At 68.7% G+C, this 24,403-nt stretch carries 20 protein-coding genes; all 20 read right to left on the bottom strand.

The window, feature by feature from the left end:
- Position 1 precedes the first annotated feature (1 nt).
- The 20 genes from NR101_RS09290 to NR101_RS09195 all read right to left on the bottom strand — a co-directional run bounded on the left by NR101_RS09290 (position 2) and on the right by NR101_RS09195 (position 24,387).
- A complete protein-coding gene (locus NR101_RS09290) occupies positions 2 to 1,582 on the bottom strand; it encodes an MBOAT family O-acyltransferase (RefSeq protein WP_256775381.1) in 1,581 nt (526 codons plus the stop codon).
- A gap of 12 nt (positions 1,583 to 1,594) precedes the next feature.
- A complete protein-coding gene (locus tag NR101_RS09285) occupies positions 1,595 to 2,719 on the bottom strand; it encodes a cell division protein FtsQ (protein ID WP_256775380.1) in 1,125 nt (374 codons plus the stop codon).
- A 4-nt stretch (positions 2,720 to 2,723) separates the two neighbouring features.
- Complete coding sequence (locus NR101_RS09280) at positions 2,724 to 3,758, bottom strand: twin-arginine translocation pathway signal (protein WP_256775379.1); 1,035 nt, start codon at positions 3,756 to 3,758, stop codon at positions 2,724 to 2,726.
- A gap of 20 nt (positions 3,759 to 3,778) precedes the next feature.
- Positions 3,779 to 6,598: a hypothetical protein gene (locus NR101_RS09275; protein ID WP_256775378.1), complete on the bottom strand. Its 2,820-nt coding sequence runs from the start codon at positions 6,596 to 6,598 to the stop codon at positions 3,779 to 3,781.
- On the bottom strand, positions 6,595 to 8,739 hold the full coding sequence (locus NR101_RS09270) for a glycosyl transferase family protein (RefSeq protein WP_256775377.1): 2,145 nt from the start codon (positions 8,737 to 8,739) through the stop codon (positions 6,595 to 6,597). Before NR101_RS09270 ends, NR101_RS09275 begins: the two co-directional genes overlap by 4 nt.
- A 6-nt stretch (positions 8,740 to 8,745) precedes the next feature.
- Complete coding sequence (locus tag NR101_RS09265) at positions 8,746 to 10,959, bottom strand: cellulose biosynthesis cyclic di-GMP-binding regulatory protein BcsB (protein ID WP_256775376.1); 2,214 nt, start codon at positions 10,957 to 10,959, stop codon at positions 8,746 to 8,748.
- The gene (wecB, locus tag NR101_RS09260) at positions 10,956 to 12,137 is read right to left on the bottom strand and encodes a UDP-N-acetylglucosamine 2-epimerase (non-hydrolyzing) (protein WP_256775375.1); all 1,182 of its coding nucleotides are present in this window, start codon (positions 12,135 to 12,137) and stop codon (positions 10,956 to 10,958) included. The genes NR101_RS09265 and wecB overlap by 4 nt, the downstream gene beginning before the upstream one ends.
- 171 nt (positions 12,138 to 12,308) lie before the next feature.
- Entirely contained in the window at positions 12,309 to 13,484 is a 1,176-nt protein-coding gene (gene pncB, locus NR101_RS09255) for a nicotinate phosphoribosyltransferase (RefSeq protein ID WP_256775374.1), read from the bottom strand.
- Between the two features lie 46 nt (positions 13,485 to 13,530).
- On the bottom strand, positions 13,531 to 14,367 hold the full coding sequence (locus NR101_RS09250; RefSeq protein ID WP_256775373.1) for a glycosyltransferase family 2 protein: 837 nt from the start codon (positions 14,365 to 14,367) through the stop codon (positions 13,531 to 13,533).
- On the bottom strand, positions 14,364 to 15,221 hold the full coding sequence (locus NR101_RS09245; protein ID WP_256775372.1) for a glycosyltransferase: 858 nt from the start codon (positions 15,219 to 15,221) through the stop codon (positions 14,364 to 14,366). Before NR101_RS09245 ends, NR101_RS09250 begins: the two co-directional genes overlap by 4 nt.
- Positions 15,222 to 15,324: 103 nt before the next feature.
- Positions 15,325 to 17,532 carry a type II secretion system secretin GspD gene (gene gspD / locus NR101_RS09240; protein ID WP_256775371.1) on the bottom strand — a complete coding sequence of 736 codons (2,208 nt, stop codon included), beginning with the start codon at positions 17,530 to 17,532 and terminating at the stop codon, positions 15,325 to 15,327.
- Between the two features lie 10 nt (positions 17,533 to 17,542).
- On the bottom strand, positions 17,543 to 18,334 hold the full coding sequence (locus NR101_RS09235; RefSeq protein ID WP_256775370.1) for a general secretion pathway protein GspN: 792 nt from the start codon (positions 18,332 to 18,334) through the stop codon (positions 17,543 to 17,545).
- Positions 18,324 to 19,127: a type II secretion system protein GspM gene (gene gspM / locus NR101_RS09230; protein WP_256775369.1), complete on the bottom strand. Its 804-nt coding sequence runs from the start codon at positions 19,125 to 19,127 to the stop codon at positions 18,324 to 18,326. Before gspM ends, NR101_RS09235 begins: the two co-directional genes overlap by 11 nt.
- Positions 19,102 to 20,268, bottom strand: coding sequence for a PilN domain-containing protein (locus NR101_RS09225; RefSeq protein ID WP_256775368.1), 1,167 nt, complete (start codon positions 20,266 to 20,268; stop codon positions 19,102 to 19,104). Before NR101_RS09225 ends, gspM begins: the two co-directional genes overlap by 26 nt.
- Positions 20,265 to 21,128, bottom strand: a complete 864-nt coding sequence (locus tag NR101_RS09220) for a type II secretion system protein GspK (protein WP_256775367.1) — start codon at positions 21,126 to 21,128, stop codon at positions 20,265 to 20,267. The genes NR101_RS09225 and NR101_RS09220 overlap by 4 nt, the downstream gene beginning before the upstream one ends.
- Complete coding sequence (locus NR101_RS09215; RefSeq protein ID WP_256775366.1) at positions 21,125 to 21,769, bottom strand: type II secretion system protein J; 645 nt, start codon at positions 21,767 to 21,769, stop codon at positions 21,125 to 21,127. The genes NR101_RS09220 and NR101_RS09215 overlap by 4 nt, the downstream gene beginning before the upstream one ends.
- Positions 21,766 to 22,182: a prepilin-type N-terminal cleavage/methylation domain-containing protein gene (locus tag NR101_RS09210; protein WP_256775365.1), complete on the bottom strand. Its 417-nt coding sequence runs from the start codon at positions 22,180 to 22,182 to the stop codon at positions 21,766 to 21,768. Before NR101_RS09210 ends, NR101_RS09215 begins: the two co-directional genes overlap by 4 nt.
- The gene (locus NR101_RS09205; RefSeq protein WP_256775404.1) at positions 22,179 to 22,598 is read right to left on the bottom strand and encodes a GspH/FimT family pseudopilin; all 420 of its coding nucleotides are present in this window, start codon (positions 22,596 to 22,598) and stop codon (positions 22,179 to 22,181) included. The genes NR101_RS09210 and NR101_RS09205 overlap by 4 nt, the downstream gene beginning before the upstream one ends.
- A gap of 93 nt (positions 22,599 to 22,691) precedes the next feature.
- A complete protein-coding gene (gene gspG / locus NR101_RS09200; RefSeq protein WP_256775364.1) occupies positions 22,692 to 23,120 on the bottom strand; it encodes a type II secretion system major pseudopilin GspG in 429 nt (142 codons plus the stop codon).
- Positions 23,121 to 23,166: 46 nt separating this feature from the next.
- The gene (locus NR101_RS09195) at positions 23,167 to 24,387 is read right to left on the bottom strand and encodes a type II secretion system F family protein (protein WP_256775363.1); all 1,221 of its coding nucleotides are present in this window, start codon (positions 24,385 to 24,387) and stop codon (positions 23,167 to 23,169) included.
- Between the last annotated feature and the right edge of the window lie 16 nt (positions 24,388 to 24,403).

Raw genomic sequence — 24,403 nt, 5'->3', positions numbered from 1 at the left:
GTCAGAACTGGAAATAGAGGAAACGGGATTCTTTGTGCAGGCTCAGCAGGCACAGCAGCAACATCAGCAGCATGACGCCCAGCCACGGCAGGTTCGGCTGCCAGCGCATCCACGCACGCGGCGCCGGGTTGGGCTTTGCCAGCGAGGGCGAGTACACGCCCATGATCTGCTGCGCGTTGGGCGTGGCCCAGACGATGACCAGCAGTACCACGATGTACACCAGCTGCAGATGATGACCCATCAGCAGCCGCCAGCCGTCGGCCAGGCCCATGCCGCCCAGGTAGCCCAGCTGCTCCACGCTTTCCCAGCCACGGACGCCGAACATGCCCTGCACCAGTTCCCAGGCATCGTGCACGCCATCGGCACGGAAGAACGCCTGGGCCACCAGCACCGCGCCGAAGGTCAGCAGCACGTAGCCGGCGTGCTGGTACCAGCGCAGCTGGCGCAATGCGGCCGGTTTGCGGCCGCCGACGAACACGCGCCAGGCGTGGTTGATGGAGAGGTAGCCGGCATGCAGCAGGCCGAAGATCAAGAACTGCAGCCCGGCGCCGTGCCAGATGCCGGCCAGGCCCATCGCCCACACCGTGGGCAGCACGATCATCGACAGGAAGCCGCCGGCCGAGGCCACTGCGGTCGGGCCGGTGGCGCGGCCATGGCGGGTGCGCCAGCGGGTCACGGCCATGGCCACCGGGTAGTACAGGTAGGCGGTGATGTAGCGGGTCAGGGTCATGTGCCAGCGCGCCCAGAAATCGATCACGCTGGTCGCCTTGTACGGCGAATTGAAGTTCAGCGGGAACCGGATGCCGAACATCCGCGCCAGCCCCAGTGCCATGTCCGAATAGCCGGAGAAATCGAAGTACAGCTGCAGCGCGTAACTCAGCGCGGTGGCCCACGCGCCCCAGAACTGGACATCGCCGGTGGACACGAAACCGGCATCGGCATACGGGGCGATGGTGTCGGCCAGCAGCACTTTCTTGGCCAGCCCGATCACGAACAGCATGCCGCCCACCGACAGGTTGTCGGCGTGGAAGCGGTAGGTTTCGCGCTTGCTGAACTGCGGCATCATCTCCTTGTGGTGGAGGATGGGCCCGGCGATCAGGTGCGGGAAGAAGGTCACAAACAGCACGTAGCTGAGCGGGCTGCGGTCGTTGACCACGCCGGCGCGGCAGTCGAGCAGGTAGCCGATCTGGGTGAAGGTGAAGAAGGAAATGCCCAGCGGCAGGATCAGCGCATCCATGGGGCCGACGTTGAAGCCCATCTCGCCGACGAAGTTCACCATCGCCGCGAAATACTTGTAGTGCACCAGCAGCAACAGGTCGGCGGCCACGCCCAGCGCGGTGGCCAGCAGCTGCAGCTTCGGTCGCTTGGCCAGTGACAGGATCACCAGGCTGATCAGGTAATTGAACACGATCGAGCCGGACAGCAGCACCACGAACTGCGGGTTCCACCAGCCGTAGAACACGATGGAGGCCACGCACAGCCACAGCGCGGCCAGGCGCGGCCGCACCGCACCCAAGGCGTAGTGCACGCCCAGCGCGATCGGCAGGAAGACCAGCAGGAACAGGAAGGAGTTGAAAAGCATCGTCCGTAGCGCTCAGTGGATCTCGGCCAGCGTTGCCTGCTCACCGTCGGTCAACGGCAAGGACAGGGCCATTTCAGAAAATTCCCAGACCACCAGCTTTACTGTCGGCGGCCACTGCGCGCGCTGCGGCCAGGCCGCCAGCAGCGCGCCGGAGAACTGGCCGCCATCCAGGCTCTGGTTCCACACTTCGCGCCCAAGCGCATGGCCCAGGCGTTCGGCGAACAGGCTGCGACGGCCATTGGAACTGCCCAGCAGCAGCACCTCCACCGGCGGGGTGTCATCGAGCAGGCCACCGCTGCGCAGTGGGGTGATCACCTGCTCCGGCTCGCGGTCCAGCGCCGGTCGCCATGCCGGTGGTGCGTGTTCCAGTCCGGCCAGCACGATCAGGTCGCCCATGCGCGGCTTGGCCGGACCCGGCGCGCCCACGTCGAAGGCCTGCCCGCCCTGCCCCCCCAGCAGCGGCAGCGCGGCGCCGGCCACGGCATCGGCGGCGCGCTGGGCGCCGATCCGGTTCATGTGCACGTCGGTGCGGAAGAACATCGGCGCCGTCCCGTCCTGCAGCACCGGCAGCAGATCGGTGGACGGCACCTGCGCAGCGCGCAGCGCCTGCTGCCACTGGCCCAGGCGCGCACGCATCGCGGTCGAGGTGCGCAGCCCGCAGGTGTGGGCCTGTTCAATCCGCGATTTGTCCGGCACCACCACCACCAGCAGCTGCACGCCCTGCGCCTTGAGCTGGCTCGACCAGTGCTGCATCAGCCGCACGCGCTGGGTGAACACGTCCGCGCCCGCGCCCGGTTGCGGACGCAGCCCATCGCGGTAGAACAGCCAGTCCGGGCAGCCCAGCGCCACCTGCGGTCCGAGGTCGCCGAGCAGGCGATAGCGCAGCGCGGCCGTGACCCGATCGGCCTGGGCCTGCACGGGCAGCTTGAGCGCATCGTTGATCGCGCGGCCCGCCGCGCCGTCGGCCCAGCGCGCCGGTGCCAGCGAGCCGGCCGGCAGCCTGGCATGGCCCAGCATCCAGCCGCCGGCAAGCAGGCCGATCAGCAGCAGCGCGATCACCACCACCGCGGTGGCGATGTGGGCACGGGCCGGCGCGGCCGGTGGCAGGGGCGCAGGCGCGCCGGGACGTGCACTCATCGCCTTACTGCCCCAGTGCCTTGTTCAAGCGCGCGGTCCACTGCTGCGGGGTCATGATCGAGGCGTTGTCCCACTGGCCGCGCGCCTCCGGACCCTGCACGTAGGACGGCTCGAACATCTGCCAGACCAGTACCTGGGGTTTGTGCTGGCGGAATTCGGGCGATTCCAGATACTCCAGCAGCATCACCCAGTGCCCGACGTTGCCCGGCTTCCAGTTCACCGACACCGGCCGGTCGAGCACGTTGGAGAGTTTCTGCGGGAAACCGAAATACGGCTGCACCATGCTGTGCCCGGTGACATGCACCGGTGCCGGCGCGTCGTCGAGCAGCGACTGCTGTTCGGCCTGGCGGCGCACGGTGAAGGTGTCCCGGCCAATGGCCTTGCGCTGGTCATCGGTGAGGAACAGCTCGGCCAGGTCGCCGAAGCGGCGTTCCTTGATCTCGCTGCCCAGTGCCATGCCGCTACCGGCCTGCCCCTCCAGCTGTGGCACCTGCTGGCGGACCTGCGCGGCCACCGCCACGGCGACCGCATCGGCGGCCGGCTGGGTCCAATGCTGGTCGCTGCGGTAGAACACGTCCTGGCCCCCCTGCTTGACCTGGCGCAGCACCTGCAGTGCATCCACCGCGGGGACATCGGCCTTCACCAGGCCGTCGTGGACCAGCGCATAGCGACCCCGCACGGCATCGCTCATGCGCTTGCCATCGGGCAGTTTGTCTTCGTAGAACAGCGCCTTGTCCGGCAGCACCAGTACTTCCAGCTTGACCCCCGCCGCGGCGAGCGCGGCGCGTGCCTGCGCGATCAGCTGGGTGTTGCGGTTGATCGCCGGGGCATCGACCTCGGTCAGGCTGCCCCAGGCCGGGAACAGCCAGCCGTCCTTGCCGATCATCACGATGGACGAATCCTGGCTGGCCGGGGCGGCAGCAGGCGCGGGTGCGGCCTGTGCCAGTGCCGACAGCGGCGCCGCGGCCAGCAGCGCGGTGCACAGTACGGCCCGCAGCAGCGGTCGGGCCGGGGGGGCGTTGCGACGGTCAAGGGTCATCGTCAATTCCTTCTGCATGATCAGTAGTAGAGCGTGGCCGTGGCGAACAGGCCCTTGGCACGCTGGGTATCGCCGCCGCCGATGGCAAAGCGGTACTGCACGCCCAGGTCCAGGTACGAACGCGCGGCGTTGTAATGGTCTTCGCGGAACCAGTAGCGCACGCCGATCCCCGGGCCGGCGCCGAGCGACCAGCTGCTGGCGGTATCGGACAGGTTGAAGGACTGCACGCCGATCAACGGGTACTCGATGCCGCGCACCTTGGAACGCTGGTCGATCCAGTCCGCGCCCACCACCAGGTAGGGATTGACTACCCAACGGGTCTGGTCTGCTCCAAAGCGGTAGCTGCGCCCCGCCCGCACTTCGGCCGCGCCGAACCATTGCTGGCGGCGCAGGTGACCGTCGGAGGCGAGGATGCGCTGGGCCGGATCGCCGTTGGCATCCAGACTGTCGATGGTGAAGTGCGCGTCGTTGTCGTCCCAGGTGTAGCCGGCCTGGGCGTAGCCACTGACGGTCCACCACTGGTTGACGTCCGTGCGGACCCCGGTGCCCTTGTAGAAGCCGTAGGTGAGATAGGACATCCAGCCGCCGGCGTTGCTGTCCAGCCGATAGCGGGCCAGCGTGTTGATCTGCAGCGGCCGGTTCGACTCGACCTGGATGCGGCACTGGATCGCCGCCGAATCGGGATAGATGCCGCCGTTGCGGGTGGCGGTACCGACGAACTGACGGCGCTCGATGCCGGCACTCAGGCCGGTCTGGCCGAACGCGTAGCGCACACCGAACGAGGCGATGGTGGACGGCCAGCCGGCGATCGAACGCGAACGGCTCAGGCGCTCGGCGCGTTCACGTGCATCGTCGGTCGCCACGCCCGTACACGGGTCCACGGCCTTGATCGATTCGAACGTGCCGCCACCGTCGTAGAGCGTGTTGGCGATGCGCGCATAGGCTTCCAGCGTGCCGTGCCGGGTGTTGGTCGCCGAGGGCCGCCAGAAGGCTTCCAGCGTGCCGAACACCGAATCGCCCGGCGTGCTGATCGCCGCACCGCCCAGGTTGGTGGCGGCCTGGCGTGCACCGCGATAGCCGGCCGAGGCGATGATGCCCCACTCGCGCGACAGGTTGGCGATGGAGCTGCGGGTGTTGTAGCGCTGCGCCTTGTCCAGCTTCAACGTACCGGCGTCGGCACTGTCGATGGCACCGCGCAACAGGGTGACCGCCTGGCGGTTGTCGCCGCTGGCGGCGCTGGCATAGGCCTGGTCCAGCAACACGGTTGGCGGCGCCTTGCCGGTGGCCTCGGCCGCGCGGAAATCGGCCAGGGCCTGTTCAGGCTCGCCGACCCGCTGGTTGAGGTAACCGCGCTGCATCAGCAGGCTGGCATCATTCGGTTTGGCGGCCAGGGCAGCATCCAGCCGCTGGCGCGCCTGCGCGGCCTGCGCGCGGTCGCCGGCCGACAGCGTGGTGGTGAGCAGCGCCTGCAGGGTGAGGTTGTCCGGATCATCGGTGAGCGCCTGCTGCGCCTGCCGGATGGCTTCCTGGTAGTCCTGGCGACCGAAGGCGGCATAGGCCCGCTGCGATGCGCCGCCCTCGCCCTGCAGATCGGCCGGCATCACTTCGCATTGGGTGCCGTAGGGCGTATCGCGGCACTGCTGGAACGGTGCCGGGTACGCGCTCAGGCTCAGGTCGGTGGCGGCATGCGGGTGGCGCAAGGCCTTGCCCCGCGCAACCACCGCCTGCTCGATCGCCTTGCGGCTGTCGGCATCCAGGTCGGCGTCGCTGTCCTGCTGCAGCGGCTGCAGCAGGCGTGCGGCACGCTCGTGGTCGCCGGCGGCAAGTGCCGCGTCCACGGCCAGCAGACGCACGTTGCGTTGCTGCTGCGCGTCCAGCCAGTCCTGCTTGAGCGCGGCATCGAAGTCTGCATTGGCCTGCGCGGATTTCATCTGCCGCTGGCGCAGGTAGGCGCGCATCACCAGTGCGACGGTGTCGTCGCTGTCGTTGTCCAGGGCCTGGTCGGCGGTAGCTTCGGCCGCCGGCAGCTGCTCATCGAGCATCTGCGCGGTCATCAGCAGCAGTCGGTGCGAGGCGACGTCGGGCGCACGCTCCACCGCCTGCCTGGCAAAGCCGGTTGCCGCGCCGAAATCCTGCGCGATGAGGGCCTGGTAGGCTTCCTGCGCCGGCTTGACCGCGCGTTGGCGGCCGAGCGCAACCCGCTTGGCCTGCAGGTCGCCCACGTTCGGTGCGCCCAGCTGGATCGCCGTCGCGGCGGCGGCATCGGCCTGCTCGAGTTGCTGCTGCGCTTCCAGTGACGCCACCCACAGCGTTGCCCACGCACCCTGCTGCGGTTGCTGGCGGAACGCCTGTTCGGCCTTGCTGGCCGCTTCGGTCATGCGGTCGTTGTTGTAGGCCTCGTAGGCCTGGGTGGCGAGCGCGAAAGCCCGTTGGTAGGCGAGCTCGGCAGCGGTGGGTCTGGCGGCGGTGGTGACACGCGCTGCGCCTGCCACGCCACTGCTCGTACGCGGCGCGCTCGCCAGCCCCGGCAACGCCGGGTCGTTGATGCCGTCGGCGATCGCGCGCTGGGCCAGCGCGCGTGCCTCGTCGTTGCGACCGAGCTTCTGCGCCGCGTAGATCTGCAGCAGGCGCAGCCGCGCCAGGTCCGGGCGCAGGCGCGCCGCTTCGGTGGCGTTGCGATAGGCCTGCGGGTAGTCGCCGCGCTCGTAGGCGCCGAAGGCCTGCTCGGCAATGCGGTAGGCATTGCCGGCCAGCGGCAGCGATTCCTGTGCGTGCACGCCGGCACTGCCCAGGCCGAACAGGCCCAGCGCGATCACGCTCGAAAGCAGGGTGGTCCTCATGCCTTCAGCTCTCCGTCTGCGCTGTACTGGGGTTGGCCGGAACGGCGGTGCTGCTCGCGTACCGCTTCGGCGATGGCCGCCTCGGTGGCCACGCCGTGCTTGACCAGGTAGTCGCCGATGCGGCCATCGCGCTGCGGCTTGTACTCGTCCAGCACGCGTTCGAACTGGTCGCGTGCGATCAAGCGCATTTCCACCAGCAGATCACCCAACAGCGGCACCGCATCGATGCGGTAGCTTTCGCCACTGATCAGGCGCAGGCCGGCATTGACTTCGCTTTCGCGCGCGATCGACTGCTCCAGCGCGGTGGCCTCCACATCCTGCAGCAGTTGCGCCTGCTCGGCCCCGTTCAGCGGGTTGGCCACGGCGATGGACAGGGTGCCGGGCGTGGTGCCCGGCAGCGGCAGCAGGCGCCACTGCACGCAGGCTTCCACCGACAACGGGAACACGCCGGCCCGCAGGTAGTCCACGTCGATCAACGCGCGCGGCAGATCACTTTGGAAGGCAATCGCCTCGGCCAGGGTCTCATCGTCGAGCCAGCCCTGCGACACCAGAATGCGGCCCAACGGCTGCTGGCGGCCGCCCTGCTGCTGTTGCAGTGCCTGTTCCAGCCGTTCCGGTTCGACCGCCTGCCAGGTGGTCAGCAGTTCGCCCAGCCGCTTGCGGGTCTGCACCAGCTGCGAGGCGCTGGGGAAATCATGCATGGTCTTGTCCCACACCATGCGCTTGCCGAACAGCAGGTACAGCAGGAACATCCGCCACGCGCGCGCGGTGGCCATGAAGTTGATCATGTTGCCGACCACCATGCGCGGGATCGACATCAACGCATGTTCCCACCCATACAGGAGATTGACGAAGTAGAAGCGCTGCACCACGCGGGAGGCCAGCGCGGCGGTGGTGATCAGGGCGATGTTCATCTGCCACGTGCCGGCCTGGAAGATGGTCGGAAACTGGGTATGCCACAGCCCGGTCATCTTCAGCACCCAGAACAGCAGCAGCTGCAGGAAGATGAAGTAGGCGAGGATGCTGACGAACGAGGTGATGATGCCCTTGCGATCGCGCGCCAGCAGGTACTTGGTCGCCAGCGAGCCGCGCCAACCCAGCGTCTCCCAGCTCTGCAGGCCGATACCCAGGACCCAGCGCGCCTTCTGCCGGTACGAGGCACGGAAGTTGTCGGGAAAATATTCGCGCACGCACAGCGCCATCGACTGGGTGCTCTCGCGCACCGGCCCCCAGCCGAACCACGACGGGCGGCGCACGCGGAACTGGACCGGGAAGCGGGCGAAGATCGACTGCATGCCCATCGCCGCCAGCCGCGCGCCGACGTCGTAATCTTCGGTCAGGCTGTCGTTGTTGAAGGGCTGGTTGTCGGTGGCCGCGCTCAGCGCCAGCAGCGCCTTGCGCGAGAAGCAGGTGCCCACGCCGGCCGACGGCACCATGCCGGACACGCTTTCGCGCACCACCAGGTCCTTGGCGTGCCACTCGGCGAACTCGTCCATGTAGACACCGGCGATCAGCTCGTACCACTCGCGGTCCAGCGAGGTCACCGGCAGCTGGATCATGTCCTTGCGCGGCAGCAGGTAGTTGAAGAAGCGCAGCTCCATCGGGTGCAGCACGTCTTCGCTGTCATGCAGGACCACCCCGGCGAATTCGATGTCGTGGCGTTTCTCGTAATCGAAGATCGACAGGATCAGCCAGTTCAGGCAGTCGGCCTTGCTGGTCGGCCCGGCATGCGGCACCTCGACCCGGCGCAGGCGTTTGTAACGGCGACGCATGCGCTCCACTTCGGCGATGGTCTCGGCATCGTTGGGATAGGTACCCACGAAAACGATGTACTCGCGGTAGTCGAGTACATCGATCATGTTTTCCACCATCTGCGCGATCACGTCGTACTCGGCCCACGCCGGCACCATGATCGCCAGCGGTTGCTCCGGCCGCTGCAGCAGATCCTGTTGGGTCAGCGGGCGGTAGTCGCGGCGTTTCTTGACGGTCAGGGTGCGCCAGCTTTCGCGGATCCAGTACCAGACGTCGATGAACAGGTCATCGAGGCTGGAGATCAGGATCAGCACCGCTACCACCGCCGCGGCTGTTTCCAGCGCGGCGTAGTAGTTGGCCAGGTGGATATCCCAGGGGAGACCGTTCACGGCCGATCAGTGCCCGCTGCTGCCGGACTTGCGGCGACGACGGATCTGCGCGACGCGTGCGGCCAGCAGCGCGAACACCACCAGCCCGACCAGCACCAGCAGCCACACCATGTGCTGCTGCCACACCGGCTGCGGGTTGCCGGCATCGGCCACGCGGGCACCATAGGGGTCCTTGCTGTCGAAATCGCTGACGACACCGCTGCCATCGAGCACGGCCAGGTCGCCGCGCAGCAGCCGGAACGGGGCCTCCAGCGACGGCCCCTGCTGGCCAAGGTCGTTGTAGAGCACGCCGATGTGGCCACCGCCGTCCACGACCTGCACAGCGGCGGCGTGGTCGAGTCCGGCCACGTCGAGCAGCGGCGCGTCGCCGCCATTGACCACCAGGCGACCGTCCTTGAGTCCGGCCGCCGTAATGCCGGACGGGGCCAGGGCGAAGGCCAGGTACGGCTGGCCCGGGCTGATCGCGCTGCCGGCCGCCACCACCTTCAGTTCCGCCGCCTGCGGCGACACGCCCACCGCGCTGGCGATGGCGATCACCTTGTCCAGCGACGTCGGGGCGTCCTGCAGCCAGGTCGCCGGGACGAACACCTCATTGGCGTGTGCGAGCTGGCCGGCGGCCCCGATGAAATCACTGTCGAGCGTGCGCTTGGCCAGGGTCAGGTGGCTGCTGGGCAGGATCGACACCGGGAACGCGGTGGCCGGGTCGTGGCAGTACGGCCGCGCCGGCTGGCGCAGGAAGCTGATCTTCACTTCATTGCGGGCCGCCAGTGCATAGGCGGGCACCTTGGCGGTCAGCCGTTGCGGCTTGCCGTCGGTGGCCAGCACCTTGGCACCGAGCAGGTAGTCGTTGAAATAGATGCTCGCCACCGCGCCCTGCCCGGCCGCGTTGGGGGCGGCCGAGACGTCGATCACCACCTGGTCGGGCAGTCGGCCATCGGCCGACAGCGCGCCCAGCTCGAAGGTGGCGCTGCGGTCGCCACGGGTCACGATATCCAGCGTACCGGCGATATTGCCCAGGCGGCTGAGCAGCACGGCATCCTGCTTGACCGGCGCCGGGCTGGCCTGGGCCACCTGCAGCTCGCGGCCCAGGGCGTAGTTGCGCCACTGCTCGCTGAGCAGGCCGGCAACCTTGCCGCCCGCCGCAGCGGCCACCACCAGGGTCGGACGCCCGGCCACGGCGGCCACGCTCACCGACGCGTTGCCCGGCCCTTTCTCCAGCGCGGCCATGTCGCTACCGCGCCAGGCACTGAACGCGGCGGCGGCATCGCTGCTGCTGGCGCCTACTTCGGTGGCCAGTGCATCCAGCGCGGCGCGCACGCCGGCGCGCAGCGGATCACTGCTGATCGCCACATCCACCGCCAGCGGACCGCTGTCGCGCAGCGACAGCAGCGCGCCCACTTCGGCCAGGCTGGCGATGCGATGCTGCGCGCCGCCGGCGGCCAGCGCGGCGTAGGCCGGCACGCCCTGCAGGCTGGCGGGGATGCTGATGCCGGTCAGGTCGACCGTGCTGCCCACTGCCGGCAGCGCTACCACCTCGACCTGTTTGCCGCCGTTGCGCAATGCCGCACCGACGCGCCAGGCGGCGTCATAGGCCGGTGCCTGCAGCGCCTTGCCATCGACCAGCAGCCGCACCCGTGCCGGCAATGCGCCCCAGGCCTTGGCGACGGTATTCACGGCACGGCCATCGAAGCGGTAGCTGAAACGCGAATCCGGCGACAGCCGCAGCACGTTGGCTGGCGCGCTCTGGTCGGCGCAGCGGTAGTCGGATACGACCGACCACCAGCCCACATTGACCCGCACGAAGCCGTTGTCGCGCGGCAGGCCGTCGATGGCCAGCAGCTGGCTGGCATCGCCCTGCGGATCGGTGATCGAGCGCGCGGCGACCGGGTCGCCATCCACCGACCACAGCCCCGAGCTGCGCCCGGTATGCCCGCGCACGTAGCGGCCATCGAGCTGCAGCTGCGCGTCGCGGGTCGGCACGCCTGCCGGTACCGGCAGGTAGATCTCGCGCTGGCTTTCCTGCCCGCTGAGCGTGATCGGCTGGCGGAAGCCCAGCTCGCGCAGGGTCATGCTGCGGGTCACCGTGGCATCGCCGGCCCACTCGCTGAACTGCCCGGCGGCGGTGTCGGCCGCCATCGCAGGGCTGAGTGGGAAGGCCAAGGCCAAGACCAGCGGTAATACCTTGGGGAAGCGTGCGGTACTACGGATGGTGTTGGTCATGGCGTCAGTTCTGAAAGGGAGGTGTGGGACATCGGGACGGCGTGGGCGGCCACAAACTCGTCGAACCGCTGACCACGCAATGCAGCAACGATCCGCGCCGAGGCCCGGCCATCGCCGTACGGACTGGCGTCGGCGATGAAGTGCGCCGCCACCTGCGGCGCATCGCAGGCGGCATGCACGGCCGCCACGATCCGCGCAGGATCGGTGCCGACCAGGCGGACAACGCCGGCCTGCACCGCTTCGGGCCGCTCGGTGACATCACGCATCACCAGCACCGGCCGGCCCAGCGCCGGGGCTTCTTCCTGCACCCCACCGGAGTCGGTCAGCACCACGTGCGCGCGCTGCATCAGGCGGACGAAGTTGAGGTAATCCTGCGGTGCGATCAGGTGCACGTTGTCCAGGCCGCCCAGGTGCGCATGCACCGGCCCCTGCACGTTCGGATTGAGATGCACCGGGTAGACGATCTGCAGGTCCGGACGCTGCGCCAGTTCGGCCAGCGCGCGACAGATGTTCTCGAAGCCGCCGCCGAAGTTTTCGCGGCGGTGGCCGGTGACCAGCAGCAGCTTGCGGTCGGCCTGCAGGAACGGGAACTGCGCATCGATCGATGCACGCAGCGCGGCATCCTGGTCGATGCGCTCCACGGTCTGCTTGAGCGCGTCGATGACGGTGTTGCCGGTCACGCTGATGCGCCCGGCCAGGTTTTCCTGTTCCAGGTTGTAGCGCGAGCTGTCGGTCGGGGCGAACAGATGGTCGGCGACCACGTCGATGACGCGGCGGTTCATTTCTTCCGGCCACGGCTGCTGCAGGTCGCCGGTACGCAGGCCGGCCTCGACATGCCCCACCGGGATGCGGCGCTGGAAAGCGGCCAATGCCGCGGTCATGGCCGTGCTGGTATCGCCGTGCACCAGCACCCGGTCCGGCTGTACCTGTTCGTAGAGGGCATCGAGTTTGGCGAACAGGCGCGAGCACAGCCCGTTGAGGGTCTGGTTGGCCACCATCACATCGAGGTCGTGATCGGGCTGGATGTCGAACAGCGACATCACCTGATCAAGCATCGCACGGTGTTGCCCGGTGATGCAGACAATGGACTCGATATCCGGCGCGGCGTGCAGCGCCCGGACCAGCGGTCCCATCTTGATCGCTTCAGGACGGGTACCGAAAACAGATAGAACCTTCACCGGACAGCTCCCTGTGATGACCAACGAGTGTGACTTCCATCACGCAAATCGTAGGCCAAGTGGCGAGAGCTAGCCAGTGCAACGTGATGTGGATCACATTTCCTAAGAAAAGTGACGCTGTGCGTCACTTATTGCCCCAAGGTGCACTTCATTGTTGCTTTTGTGCGCGTTTCACTCAGGTGAAAGTTCGAATACCTGGCGCAGATAGGCCAGGTAGCCGGGGTCGTCGCACATGCTCTTGCCCGGCGAATCGCTGAGTTTGGCCACCGGCTGGCCGTTGCAGCGGACCATCTTGATGACGATGTTGAGCGGGGTCGGGCCGAGGTCGTTGGTGAGGTGCGTGCCGACACCGAAAGCGACCTGGCAGCGGCCGCGGAAGTAGTCGAACAGCTGCATCACCTTCTCGATGTTCAAGCCATCGCTGAACACCAGCACCTTGCTGCGCGGATCCACGCGACGGTCCTGGAAGTGGGCCAGCATGCGGTCGCCCCAGGCGAAGGGATCGCCGGAATCGTGGCGCACACCATCGAACAGCTTGCAGAAATACATGTCGAAATCGCGCAGGAAGGCGTCCAGCCCGACCACGTCGGACAACGCGATGCCGAGGTCGCCGCGGTATTCGCGCGCCCACGATTCCAGCGCGGCCACCTGCGAATCGCGCAGCCGCGGCCCCAGCGCCTGGAACGCCTGCAGGTATTCGTGGGCCATGGTGCCGTGCGGGGTCATGCCGTACAGGCGGGCGAAATGCACGTTGCTGGTGCCCACGAACTGCGCACCCAGCGCTTCGCGCAGCATCGGCAGCATGCGCGCATGCCAGTCACGCGAGTAGCGGCGGCGGCTGCCGTAATCGGCGATGCGGCACAGCTCGAAGCCCGGGGTATCGCGCAGCAGCGCGGTCTTGGCCTGCAGGCGACGCTCGCCTTCGGCGAAGTCCGGCGTGGTGGTGTTGCGGAACCAGACCTCGTTGATGATCGCCAGCAGCGGCACTTCAAACAGGATGGTATGCAGCCACGGGCCGGTGATGTTCAGGTCGATCTCGCCGGGCACGCTGTCCGACGGGCGCAGATCGATGTACTTGCGGTCCAGGTGGAACAGACCGAGGAAATCGGCGAAGTCCGGTTTGACGAAACGCAGCCCGCGCATGTAGTCGAGCTCGTCGGCGCTGAAGCGCAGGCGGCACAGGTGATCGATCTCTTGGTTGATCTGATCGATGTAGGCGGCCAGGTCGATACCCGGGGTGCGGCACTTGAACCGGTACTGGACCTGGGCACCGGGATGCTGATGCAGCACCGCCTGCATCATGGTGAATTTGTACAGGTCGGTGTCGAGCAGGGACTGGATGATCATGCCCGGATTATGCGCCTGCCCGGATGTACCGACCAACGCCCGGCGGTCAGCGCGCGCGGAGCAGCCGCGGGATCTGCACGAGCGCGTGGGCCCAGATCGCGGCGAACACCGCGCCCTGCACCGGCAGACTGCGCTGGCCGGCTTCGAACTTGCGGAAATAGCGCCACAGGCCGCGATGCTTGTGCCACTCGACGAAGAACGGGCGCGAGCGACTGGAGACGCCACGCACGTGGACGACCTTCAGGTCATTGGCGATCGCCACCAGCGCACCGGCCTGGCGCACCCGGCGGCACAGGTCCAGGTCTTCGGCATGCAGGCGGTAGCCGGCATCCCAGCCGCCGATGCGGTCGAACAGCGTGCGTGGCATCAGCAGCAGCGCGCCGGACAGCGCCGGCACCGGCTGCAGCGACTGATTCGGATCAGCAGGGAGGGCCAGCTTCGCGCCCTGCCCGGGCGAGCGCAGCATCGCGCCGAAATCCGGATCGCGACGGCGCACCGCCGCATCGGGCTGGCCGTGCTCATCGACCTGTTCGACCCCCAGCAGGCAGTCACCGATGCCCCTCGCACGCTCGCACAGCTGCGCCAGGGTCTCGGCGTCGACCATCAGGTCCGGGTTGATGAAGGCCAGCCACGGTGCCTGGCTGGCGGCCACGCCCTGGTTGTTGGCGGCGGCAAAGCCGGGGTTGTCCGGATTAGCGATGAAACGCACGCGCGGGTCGGCGCTGGCGTGGCGCTGCATGATCTCCAGGGTGCCGTCGCTGGACCCGTTGTCCACCACCCGGATCTCGACCACGCCGCGGGCGGCGCGCAGCCGGGTCAGGCAGCTGTCCAGGGTGCTGGCACTCTGGTAGCTGACGATGATCGCGGCAATGGCAAGGCTCAAGCAGGTGACTCCGGTGGGGCGGCGGGCACGGCGAACAGATCGCCCTGGGACCGCGGCATTATCGCCTGCCGGTGCAGCTGCTGCAGTGTGTCGCGCATCTGGCGCAGAGGGTCGGTCATCAGGAACGCGGCCAGCCGCGGCTGCCAGCCGGGCCAGCGCGTGCCGAGCGCGTCCATGTCGCCATCGAACGCACGGCCTTCGCTGGCGCGGGCGACGAACGCGGTTTCGCACAGTGCATTGCGCCAGCCCAGGCCCGCCATGCGCAGGCTGAGGTCGACCAGCGCGGCGTTCCAGGACCCGTAGCTGTGCATGTCCAGTCCACCGGCCTTGCGCCGCGCGTTGGCGCGCAGCAGCACCGCGTGGGTCACGGCCGAGGGCAGTTCCGGGTGCATCGGCGGCAATGCTGCGCAGGCCTGGGCCATCGCCGCCAGGTCGGCCGGCACCGGGTCGATCTCGCCCAGGCGTGGCCATGCGGCGGTCTCACCGGCATTGCACCACGGGGTGGCCGAGCCGATCGAGGCATCGCGCGCGAAGCAGGCATCGAGCTGCTGCAGCCAACCCGGCGCGGGGATGGCGTCGGGCGCCAGCACCACCACATCCGCGCCTGCGCAGGCGCGCAGCATTTCATCCAGGTGGGCGACCTCGCCGATGCTGCTGGCGCGCCGGGTGTACTCGGCCTGCAACGGCGTGTGTGCCAGCCAGTGCGCGATCACCGCCTGCGCGCGTGGCCCGGCCTGGCCGTCATCGGCCAGCCACAGCGCGGTGTCGGCCGGGGTGCCGGCATCCAGCGCGCCCAGGCAGCGGTCCAGGGCGCTGTCATCGACCCCGATCGGCAGCAACACGATCGTCCCCATCGGTCCTCCTGTGCGCGGCGTACGGGAAGCGGCCGGTCACGATGACCGACGCCTGGCCGCAGCGTAGCAGGCGCGCCGGCTGCGGTGGCAGCGCGACGGCGGCTCAGTTCTTCTTCGGATGGCTCGGGAACGGCTCCATCGCGCGGAAGCGGCTGCTGTACTCGTCGGTGAGGTTGCGCGACTCCTGGGCGTTGCGCACGATCGTGGGGGTGAGCAGCACGATCACTTCGGTGCGGGCGCTTTTCTGGGTCTTCCGTCCGAACAGTGCGCCCACCACCGGGATCCTGCTCAAACCGGGGACACCGTTGGAGCCATCCTCGTTGGAGTCGGTGATCAGGCCGGCCAGCATGATGGTATCGCCACTCTGCACGGCGGCCTCGGTGGATATCTTGCGGGTGTTGATCGGCGGGTTGCAGGTGGTCTTGGTCGCATCGCAACCGTTCGGCGTCGCGCCCGCCGAGCTGACTTCCTGCACGATATCGAGGAACACCACGCCATCGCGGGTAATGCGCGGACGTACCTTGAGGATCACACCGGTGTCCAGATACTGCACCTGGCTGTAGGTATTGTCGCCCACGCCAGTGTTGACCGACACCGAGTTGATCGGAATCTTGGTGCCGACGTTGAGGGTGGCCTCGGCGTTGTTGCGCACGAACAGCGATGGGGTCTGCAGCAGACGCAGGTTGGTGACCTTGTCCAGTGCGCTGATTACCGCGGCCGCGTTCTTGCCCAGGAAGGTCCAGCCCACCCCGCTACTGCCAACCACACCGGAGGTGCTGCCCCAGATCGAGCGGCCGAGCGCGCTGGCCAATCCGGCCCCGCCACTTTCCACGGGCGCGTTGACCGCCTCCTCGAAGAACCAGTTCACGCCATAACTCAGGTCGCCGGTGAGCGCCACTTCAGCCACCTGCGCCTCGATGTGCACCTGCATCGGCATCACGTCGAGCTTCTCGATCACCTCGCGGATCGAGCGCCATGCCTGCGGCGTGGAGCGCACCAGCAGCGTGTTGGTTTCTTCCACCGCCGATACGCCGACGGTGTCGCCCTTCACTTCCAGGCTGAAACTGGCGTTGCCGGACTGCCGCTGCGGCAGGCTCATCGTGCCATCGCCCAGACCGCTGCCATTGCTGGACCCGGTGTTGCCCGTGGTGCTGTTGTTGAGCGCGTTGTCGCGGTTGCTGCCCAGCTCCATCTGGGTCGCGCCCGGGGCGAGCGAACTGCTGCTGCCCCGCCCGCTGCGCCCGTTCTCGTTGGCAAAGGCCTCGGCCAGGCGTTCGGCCAGGTCCTTGGCCTTGACGTAACGCAGCTCGTAGGAAAACAGCCGCGCGCTGCCACCGGCGCTGTCGATGCGTTCCAGCCACTGCTGGATCTGGTCCAGGTAACGCGCCTGCGGGGTGATCACCAGCACCGCGTTGGCGTTCTCCAGCGGCAGGAAGCGGAACATGCCGGCACTGGGGGTCTTGCTCTGCTCGCCGAACACTTTTTCCAGGTCGGCCGAGACCTGCTCGGCCTTGCCGGTCTGGATCGGGAACACGCCCACCGACATGCCCGACAGCCAGTCGACGTCGAAGATCTCCACCGTGCGCAGGTAGTTCTCCAACTCGCTGCGGGTGCCGCCAAGGGTGATCACATTGCGGCCGCTGTCCACGTTGACGATCGCATTGGGCCGCGCATACGGCTCCAGCACCTTCTTCATCTCGGTGGCCGAGATGTACTGCAGCGGCACCACCCGCACCTCGAACCCGCGCGCACTGGACGCCGGAGCGGTACTCGGCGCGACGGTGCCGGCCAGCGCCTGGTCGGCGGCAACGATGTTGTAACGGCCGCCGCTGTAGACCATGCGCGCGTTGTTCCAGCCCAGCACCATCTCCAGCAGGTTCAACGCCTGCGCCGAGGACACCGGCTTGGGCGTGGCCAGGGTCACGGTGCCCTGCACACCCGGGGCGATGACGTAGTTCTGGCCCAGCATGTCGCCGAGGATCGCCTTGACCACTGCGTGCACCGACTCGCCCTCGAAGTTGAAGGTGGCGGTGCCGTTGCCGGCCTGCGACAGCGATGGTGATGCGGCGGCGGCCGCGCTGCGGTTGATCATGGTGCCGGTGCCGCGACGGATCACCGCCTGCGGCGCGCCGTCGGCCAGCGCCTCGGCATCGACGCCCTCGCGCGAGCCATCACCGGCCACCACCTGATGCGTGCCATCGAGGTCTGCGTTGCGACGGACGTCCGGAGCCGGTACCGACGCACACCCGGCCAGCAGGGCCACGGCGAGGGACAGGCAGAAATGACGCGGGGAGAAAAGACGCAATGTCATGCTGTGCACTCTAGTTGTTCTGGCCGGAGCCGCCGGTGGGCGGCCGCTGCGACGGTTGCTGTTGTTGTTGCAGCTGCTGGCGGCGCGCCTGGATGCGCGCGCGGATGGCTTGCATCTGCGCGTCACTGGGGCCCTGTGCGGGCGCGTTATGCGCGGCAGGTGCCGGCGGCGGTGCGGGCGCCGGGCCCGGCACGTTGACGGTGGCCTGCGCCGGTCGTGCGGCCTGCGGCGCTGCCATCGGCAACGGCGTAACGCCGGCACCGGCCGGCGGCACGGCGCCGTTGACCGGATTGCCCAGCACCGTGGGCGGCTCGCCGCCCTGGCCGTTGAACACGGTCAGTTCCAGGGTCTGCGTACCGCCGGGGCCGCTGACCGTGGCGCTGCGCGGTTCCAGCGCCAGCAGCTGCCAGCCGTTCACCGGCTCGCCATTGAGGCGCAGCCGCAACGACTGCTTCTGGTCGGTGGTGAGGATGGCCATGCTGAAGTCAGCGGTGAGCAGCACACCGGTCAGGCTGACTGCGCTGGACGCCCCCAGTTCACTACCGCCGAGCAGGTAAGGGCGCGGCTTGCGATCCTCGGCGAACAACGGGCGCGCGCCGATCTGCGCATAGGCCTCGGCCGAGGCGATCCGCTCCGGCGCGGCTGCCGGCAACGCCGGCAGCGGCGACGCGCTGCGCTCACCGTCGGCAGCGGCGGGAATGCGCCCGCCCAGGCCGAACAGCGTGGCGATCCAGATCGCGACCGCCCACAGCATCGCGGTGGCCAGCCACCAGCTGCGCAGCGAAGACAGTTCAATCTTCATGGCTGTCCTCCCGGCCTTCGCCCGCGCGGCTCGCAGCGTCGGCCGCGTCGCTGGCCTGCTGCGTTGCTGCGTCGGCGGTCGCCTGGGGGTCATTCGGCACGGCCATCGCCGGCGCCGGGCTCAGCCCGGTGCCGTCGGAGAGGCCCGGCGCTGCCGCAGTGACCGGTGCGCTGGCGGGCGCCGCGCCCGCGGTCGCATCGGCCATCGCATCAGGCTTGAGGTAGCCGACCAGTTCGAAGGACACATCCAGCCCGGTGCCGGTTTCATTGGGCGACTGCTGGAAGCGCTGCGCGAGCAAATTGAGGTTGTTGATGAACAGCCGTGGGCTGCCCGTTTCCAGGGTGTACAACACCGCCGCCATTTCCGGGATGCCGCAGCGCAGGCGTACCTGCAGCGCAATACGCGGGAACTGCGCATCGCCGCTGGTGTCCTGCAACGGCGAACGGTTGCTGATGGTGCAGCTGCGGTTGCCGGGACTGGCCGAGGCCACCGCGTCCTGCAGGCGCGAGGACAACGCGGCGGCGGCGGATTCAGCGGTCGCCTCGCGCAGGAAGCCGGGGCGCCCGGCCAGCGCGGCCTGCGCCTGCTGCAGGCCGCGCGCGACCGCAGCGCGCTGCTGCAGCTGGGCCTGCACGCGCTGGTCGCGCTCCTGCAGGTCGCTGATATCGGTGTTGATCGCCAGCAGCGGCCGGGTGAACCAGGGGTGCACCAGCACCAGGTAGGCCGCCGCGATCACCGCCAGCAGCAGCGCCAGCGCCAGCCAGCGGTCACGGCGTGTGGTCGGCATTGCCATCGGCAACCTCCGCGGCGGGGGCGGCAGCGGCCGGCTTGGCGACGGCCCCGGGCAATGGCTGCAGTTCGGCGGTGAGGGTGAAGCGGTCGCGCCCTGCGGCGCCCCCGTCGGCCTGCAGCACGCCGGTGAGGTTGACCTTGCGCCACAGCGGCGAGTCCTGCAGCAGCGGTACCAGCTGCGAAGCTTCGCGGCTGAGCCCGATCAACTGCAGCGAATCGCCTTCCACCGACAGCTTTTCAAGATAGGTGCCATCGGGCAGCAACCGGGTCAGTTCATTCCACAGTTCCACGGTGCTGGCGTGCGCGGTGCGTTTCTGTTCCAGGAACGCCGCGCCTTCCACCAGCGTCTGCAACTGCTGGCGCTCGGCGGCGACCTGGCGTGCATCCCGCGCAGCGGCGTTGACCTGGTCGCGCAGCGCATCCGCCGCAGCCTGTCGGTTGTGCAGGATCTGCTGCCCGGCCAGTGCCAGCAGCACCAGCGTAGCCACCGCCAGCAGCAGGTTCCAGCGGCGCATCGGGTCACGCAGGGTCTGGCGCTGTTCCAGCGGCAGCAGGTTGACGCCCAGCGGCTGGCCATCGGCGTCGGCGACGTCGACGCCGGCCAATCCCTGCGCCCACGGCCCGACCTGCTGTGCCCACTGCTGTAGCGCCTGCTGCGGCATCACCACCAGTTCGACCTGCAGCTGGCCATCGTCCAAGGCGCCCAGCTCACGCACATCGAAGCTGACCTGCGCCGGTTCGAACGGGGTCTGGCGATCGATTTCAAAACGCACCACATCGCGCAGACGCGCGGCAGCGGCGGCCGGCAGGCGCAGCGGCCGGCGCAATGCGGCGCTGGCCGGCAGCAGCCAGTGCCGCGGCAGCGTGCGCAACCGCGCGTCCAGGCGCTGTTCCAGTGTGGCCGGGGATTGCGGCCAGGGCAGTTCGATCACGCTTTGCGTGTGTGCGCCGGTCTCGCGCAGCACCACCAGCTGATCGCCGTGCTGCTGCAGCAGCAGCCGCGAGCGCGACCAGCCCAGCGCCCATTGCCAGCGCTCGGGCAACCACGCCAGCAGCGAACGCCGCCACCAGCGCAGGCCATTGCCCACGCCCGGCGCCAGTTGCCCCTGCGCCCGCACCAGACTGTCCCGCCATGCCGTCATCGTGCTGCCATTCCCTGTTCCCAACGAAGTACTGTGTAAGTCGTTCCCGGCGTGCCTGCGTTCCCCATCCGCACCACCCCCTGCAGGACCGACACCCGGCCGCGATCATCCATTGCGCGGCTCTCGATACTATAGGTGCCGCTGCCGCTGGCAAGCGCTGCACCGCCCACTTTCTGTTCTTCACCCACCGCGGACTGCTCGCGCTGGGCCAGCAGATCCCGTGCATCCAGGCCCATGGCGGTCAGCACCGGCCCGGCGGCAAAACGCGGATCGGGACGGGACTGCCGACTGTACAGGGTCAGCATCGGCTCGAGTTGTTCATACAACGCGGCATCCATGCCGAGCACGCGCTGCAGTTCGCCCAGTGTCTCGAAGCGGTTGTTGCGCGGGCCGTACGGCAGGCCGGCGGCAACGTATTCGGGCAGCTCGGCACCGCCGGCAGGCTGCTTGAGGCTGTCGGCATCGCGCCAGTCGACGATCGCCCCGGCCAGTTGCTGGGCGCGCGCGGTGTCCACGCCCATCGCGCGCAGGAAAGCCTGCAGCAGCGTGGCGTCGGCCAGGTTGAGGTTGATCTTGCCGTTCTCATCGACGATGCGCAGGTCGATCCGGCGCTGGTCGAACTCCCAGCGGTAGCGGCGCCCGTCCGGCGTCCAGGCCGGGCGCATGGCGCTGGGCTGCAGCCGGTACAGCGCGTATTCCAGGCCGGCACGCGCATGTTCCTGCCCGATCGCATCGTCGCCCACCACGCGCTGCTGCAGATGCTCCACGCGCGCACTGAGCGCGAACGCACCCACCACGGCAGTGAGCAGCGCGATCAGCCACAGCACCAGCACCAGCGCGGCACCGCGCGCGCGCCTCACTGGCGTACCCCGCGCTGTTGGGCGAGCGCGGCCACCATCGGCGGCCAGGCCGGCCCTTGCCGGGGGGTGACGGTGATCGACACCAGCAGGGGCAGCCGCCGGGTATCTTCCCAGCGGTCCTGCCAGTCGCCGAGTTGGCCGTTGCGCGGGTCGATGCCGCGATAGCGGAACGCCACCGCGCGCAGTCCATCGGCGAGCACTTCCGGCGGACGCGGCGGCGTTTCTTCGATGCGCTCGCCGTTCTGCACCAGGGTGAGCGTGACTTCCAGCCGCTGCGCCTCGCCGCTGCCACGCACCTGCAGGTCATGCACGTACGGCCCACCGCGACCGAGGTATCCGGGCAGGTCGGAGACAAACAGCATGTGCTGCGCCTCGCCCAGGAAGTACACCGGCTCGCGGGTGGGATCCGGCGGCGTGGTCGCGGTCAGCATGGCCATCGACAGACGCCGGCGCAGGAAGCCTTCAACCGCGCGCATGCGTTCGTTCTGCGACACCATCTGCTCGCCGCGCTGGCTGATCGCCATCGCCGAACGCACCGTGGCGAAGGCCAGCGCCAGGCCGCCAACCAGCAAGGCCGTTGCGAGCAGGACTTCGATCAGGGTGAAACCGCGCTGTGCGCCGGTACGCGAGTGGCCGCTCATCGCGCCCCCCCCGGGTTGGCCGGCAGCAGGCGCAGGCTGCGCCATTGCAGGCGGTCGGCGTCGGCATCGCCCCAACGCACCTGCAGGGTCAGCTGCGCCAGCGTCGGCCCGGCCACCGGCTCGGCGACCGCCGCCGCCGCGCCGCGTGGCTCCGCATACGGCACCACGTCCAGTTCCCAGCGGTAGCGGCCGTCTTCCCACTGGCCGGCGCTGTGACCGGCCTGCAGCGGCGCCTCGATACCGGTCACGGCCAGCAGCGACTGCGCGTGCAGCACCGCGCGGCTGCGCAGGTCGGCCTGCCTGATCTGCCGCGAGGCGCCGGACAGGCTGCCCAGCAGCAGGGTCAACGCCAGCGCCAGCAATGCAAAGGCGACGATCACTTCCAGCAGCGAATACCCGCGTTGGCGCTTCATCGACGCTCCCGCGGCTGGCCCGAGCGCACTTCGCCGGTGATCCAGCCAACGTCGATCCGCCACACCGCACCGCGCACCTCCAGCTCGATGCTGCCGCCGCTGGAGGCACCATCGGGGTAGAACGCGATGGCGCCCTGCCCGGTCGCCGCGGCCACTTCACGCGCGCCGCGGAAGTGCACCTCCAGCGTTGCCGGCAAGCTGCCATGGCGGCCGTTGGCACCCTGCCAGGTGCGCGCCTGCGGGTCGATCAGGAAGCGCTGGCGTTCGCCCGTGGCGATGGCCTGGGTGCGGGTATAACGCAGCTGGGTGGCCAGCTCCTTGCCGGCATTGCGCAGGCGCATGCCGTCGATGCCGCCGTTCATCGCGGTGGCGGTGACCACGCCGACGATGGCGATCAGTGCGACCACCAGCAGCATCTCCAGCAACGACAGCCCCGCCGCCACGCGTGCAGGGCGCGGTGGACAACGGAGCGGTGCGTGGCGTGACGGGAGAATGGCCGGCAAGCAGGCTTACTCGTAATGGATGTCGGCGTCGTAACTGCTGCCACCGACCTTGCCGTCCTTGCCCAGGCTGATCAGGTCGAACGGCTGGCCTTCGCCGGGTGCGCGGTATTCCAGCGGGTTGCCCCACGGATCGTTGAGGTCGGCCGGCTTGGCATACGGTCCCAGCCAGCCGTTGCTGCCGCTCGGCTGGGTGACCAGCTCATCGAGCTTGGCCGGCAGCTTGCCGGTATCGAGCTGGAAGTTTTCGACCTTGCCGGCCACGGTCTGGATCTGGGCCTTGGCAATGTTGGCCTTGCCGCGATCGGCGCCGCCGAGCACGCGGCTGCCGACCAGGGTAAGCACCGCGCCGATCAGCACGATGACGATGATGATTTCCAGCAGGCTCATGCCCGACTGGTTGCGCGGCGAGGAAAAACGGATCAGGCGGCGTTGCATGCGGCAGGCTCCTTGCGGGGTGTCATGTGTGAGGGGTGCGCCATCGTCAGCCGATGGCGTTGGTGAGGTCGTACAGCGGCACCAGCACGGACACGATCACCAGGCCGACCACCGAGGCCAGCACCAGGGTGATCACTGGAACCATGGCCGACAGCAGCCGGTCGATCGCACGCGCGCTTTCCTGTTCGAAGGTGTCGGCGGTCTTGAGCAGCATGGTATCGAGCGCGCCCGACTCCTCGCCGACCTGGATCATCTGCAGCGCCAGGCGTGGAAAGCGCTTGCTGCGCGACAACGACAGCGACAGGCCGTTGCCGTTCTTGACCTCGTCGCTGGCGGTGTCCACGTCGGCGGCCAGCGCGCGGTTGCCCAGCACGTTGCGGGCGATGCCCAACCCGGCCAGCAGCGGCACGCCATTGCGCAGCAGCGTACCCAACGTGCGCGCCAGACGCGCGGTTTCCAGCTTGGCCAGCAGCGGGCCGATGCCCTTGCGCTGCAGCAGCCAGCCGTCCATCGCCAGGCGGAACGCCGGTTGCCGTAGCTTGCGTTCGATCACCAGCAGCGCCAGCGCCGGCACCACGATCATCGCCAGCCAGCCCTCGCGCACCACCAGACCGGCGGCCAGTACCCACTGGGTGAACCACGGCAGGGCCACGTCGAGGCTTTCGTACATGAGCGCGAACTGCGGCACCACGTAGCCCAGCAGGAACAGCAGCGCGCCGCCGACCACGGCCAGCAGGATGGCCGGGTAGATCAGCGCATTGATGACCCGACCCTTCAACTCGGCGCTGCGCTCAAGATAATCGGCCAGCCGCTGCAGGGTGTCGTGCAGGCTGCCACCGGCCTCACCGGCGCGGACCATGTTGACGTACAGCCGCGAGAACAGGCCATGCTGGCGTTCCAGTGCCGTCGACAGCGAAGCACCGCCGCGCACCACGTGGCGGATCTCGGTGATCACCCGGCGGCTGCGCTCGTCCTCGGGCAGTTCCAGCAGGATGGTCAGCGCGCGGTCCAGCGGCTGGCCGGCACCCAGCAGGGTGGCCAGCTGCTGGGTGAACTGGACCAGCGCGGCACCGTCGAACGGCTTGCGCCGCAACAAGGCCGCCCACGAGGAGGCGGTAGCCACCCCCTCGCTGGCCAGCCGCGCTTCCATCGGCAGGTGACCCTGGTCCTGCAGACGCAGCGCGACCTCGGCTTCGCTGGCCGCGTCCATCTGGCCATCGAACACCTCGCCATGGGCGTTGAGCGCCTTGTAGCGGTACTGCGCCATGCTCAGCCGCCCGCCC

It is taken from the genome of Stenotrophomonas sp. Ste86, assembly GCF_024519465.1.
GTDB lineage: Bacteria > Pseudomonadota > Gammaproteobacteria > Xanthomonadales > Xanthomonadaceae > Stenotrophomonas.
The sequence above is the reverse complement of the archived record's forward strand: the minus strand, read 5'-3'. Positions and strand labels throughout refer to the sequence as shown.

What these genes read in the sequence shown, in the direction of transcription:
- NR101_RS09290 (WP_256775381.1), bottom strand. Translation starts at nt 1,582, where the DNA reads ATGCTTTTCAACTCCTTCCTGTTCCTGCTGGTCTTCCTGCCGATCGCG.
- NR101_RS09285 (WP_256775380.1), bottom strand. Translation starts at nt 2,719, where the DNA reads ATGAGTGCACGTCCCGGCGCGCCTGCGCCCCTGCCACCGGCCGCGCCG.
- NR101_RS09280 (WP_256775379.1), bottom strand. Translation starts at nt 3,758, where the DNA reads ATGACCCTTGACCGTCGCAACGCCCCCCCGGCCCGACCGCTGCTGCGG.
- NR101_RS09275 (WP_256775378.1), bottom strand. Translation starts at nt 6,598, where the DNA reads ATGAGGACCACCCTGCTTTCGAGCGTGATCGCGCTGGGCCTGTTCGGC.
- NR101_RS09265 (WP_256775376.1), bottom strand. Translation starts at nt 10,959, where the DNA reads ATGACCAACACCATCCGTAGTACCGCACGCTTCCCCAAGGTATTACCG.
- pncB (WP_256775374.1), bottom strand. Translation starts at nt 13,484, where the DNA reads ATGATCATCCAGTCCCTGCTCGACACCGACCTGTACAAATTCACCATG.
- NR101_RS09245 (WP_256775372.1), bottom strand. Translation starts at nt 15,221, where the DNA reads ATGGGGACGATCGTGTTGCTGCCGATCGGGGTCGATGACAGCGCCCTG.
- gspD (WP_256775371.1), bottom strand. Translation starts at nt 17,532, where the DNA reads ATGACATTGCGTCTTTTCTCCCCGCGTCATTTCTGCCTGTCCCTCGCC.
- NR101_RS09235 (WP_256775370.1), bottom strand. Translation starts at nt 18,334, where the DNA reads ATGAAGATTGAACTGTCTTCGCTGCGCAGCTGGTGGCTGGCCACCGCG.
- gspM (WP_256775369.1), bottom strand. Translation starts at nt 19,127, where the DNA reads ATGGCAATGCCGACCACACGCCGTGACCGCTGGCTGGCGCTGGCGCTG.
- NR101_RS09225 (WP_256775368.1), bottom strand. Translation starts at nt 20,268, where the DNA reads ATGACGGCATGGCGGGACAGTCTGGTGCGGGCGCAGGGGCAACTGGCG.
- NR101_RS09215 (WP_256775366.1), bottom strand. Translation starts at nt 21,769, where the DNA reads ATGAGCGGCCACTCGCGTACCGGCGCACAGCGCGGTTTCACCCTGATC.
- NR101_RS09210 (WP_256775365.1), bottom strand. Translation starts at nt 22,182, where the DNA reads ATGAAGCGCCAACGCGGGTATTCGCTGCTGGAAGTGATCGTCGCCTTT.
- NR101_RS09205 (WP_256775404.1), bottom strand. Translation starts at nt 22,598, where the DNA reads ATGCTGCTGGTGGTCGCACTGATCGCCATCGTCGGCGTGGTCACCGCC.
- gspG (WP_256775364.1), bottom strand. Translation starts at nt 23,120, where the DNA reads ATGCAACGCCGCCTGATCCGTTTTTCCTCGCCGCGCAACCAGTCGGGC.
- NR101_RS09195 (WP_256775363.1), bottom strand. Translation starts at nt 24,387, where the DNA reads ATGGCGCAGTACCGCTACAAGGCGCTCAACGCCCATGGCGAGGTGTTC.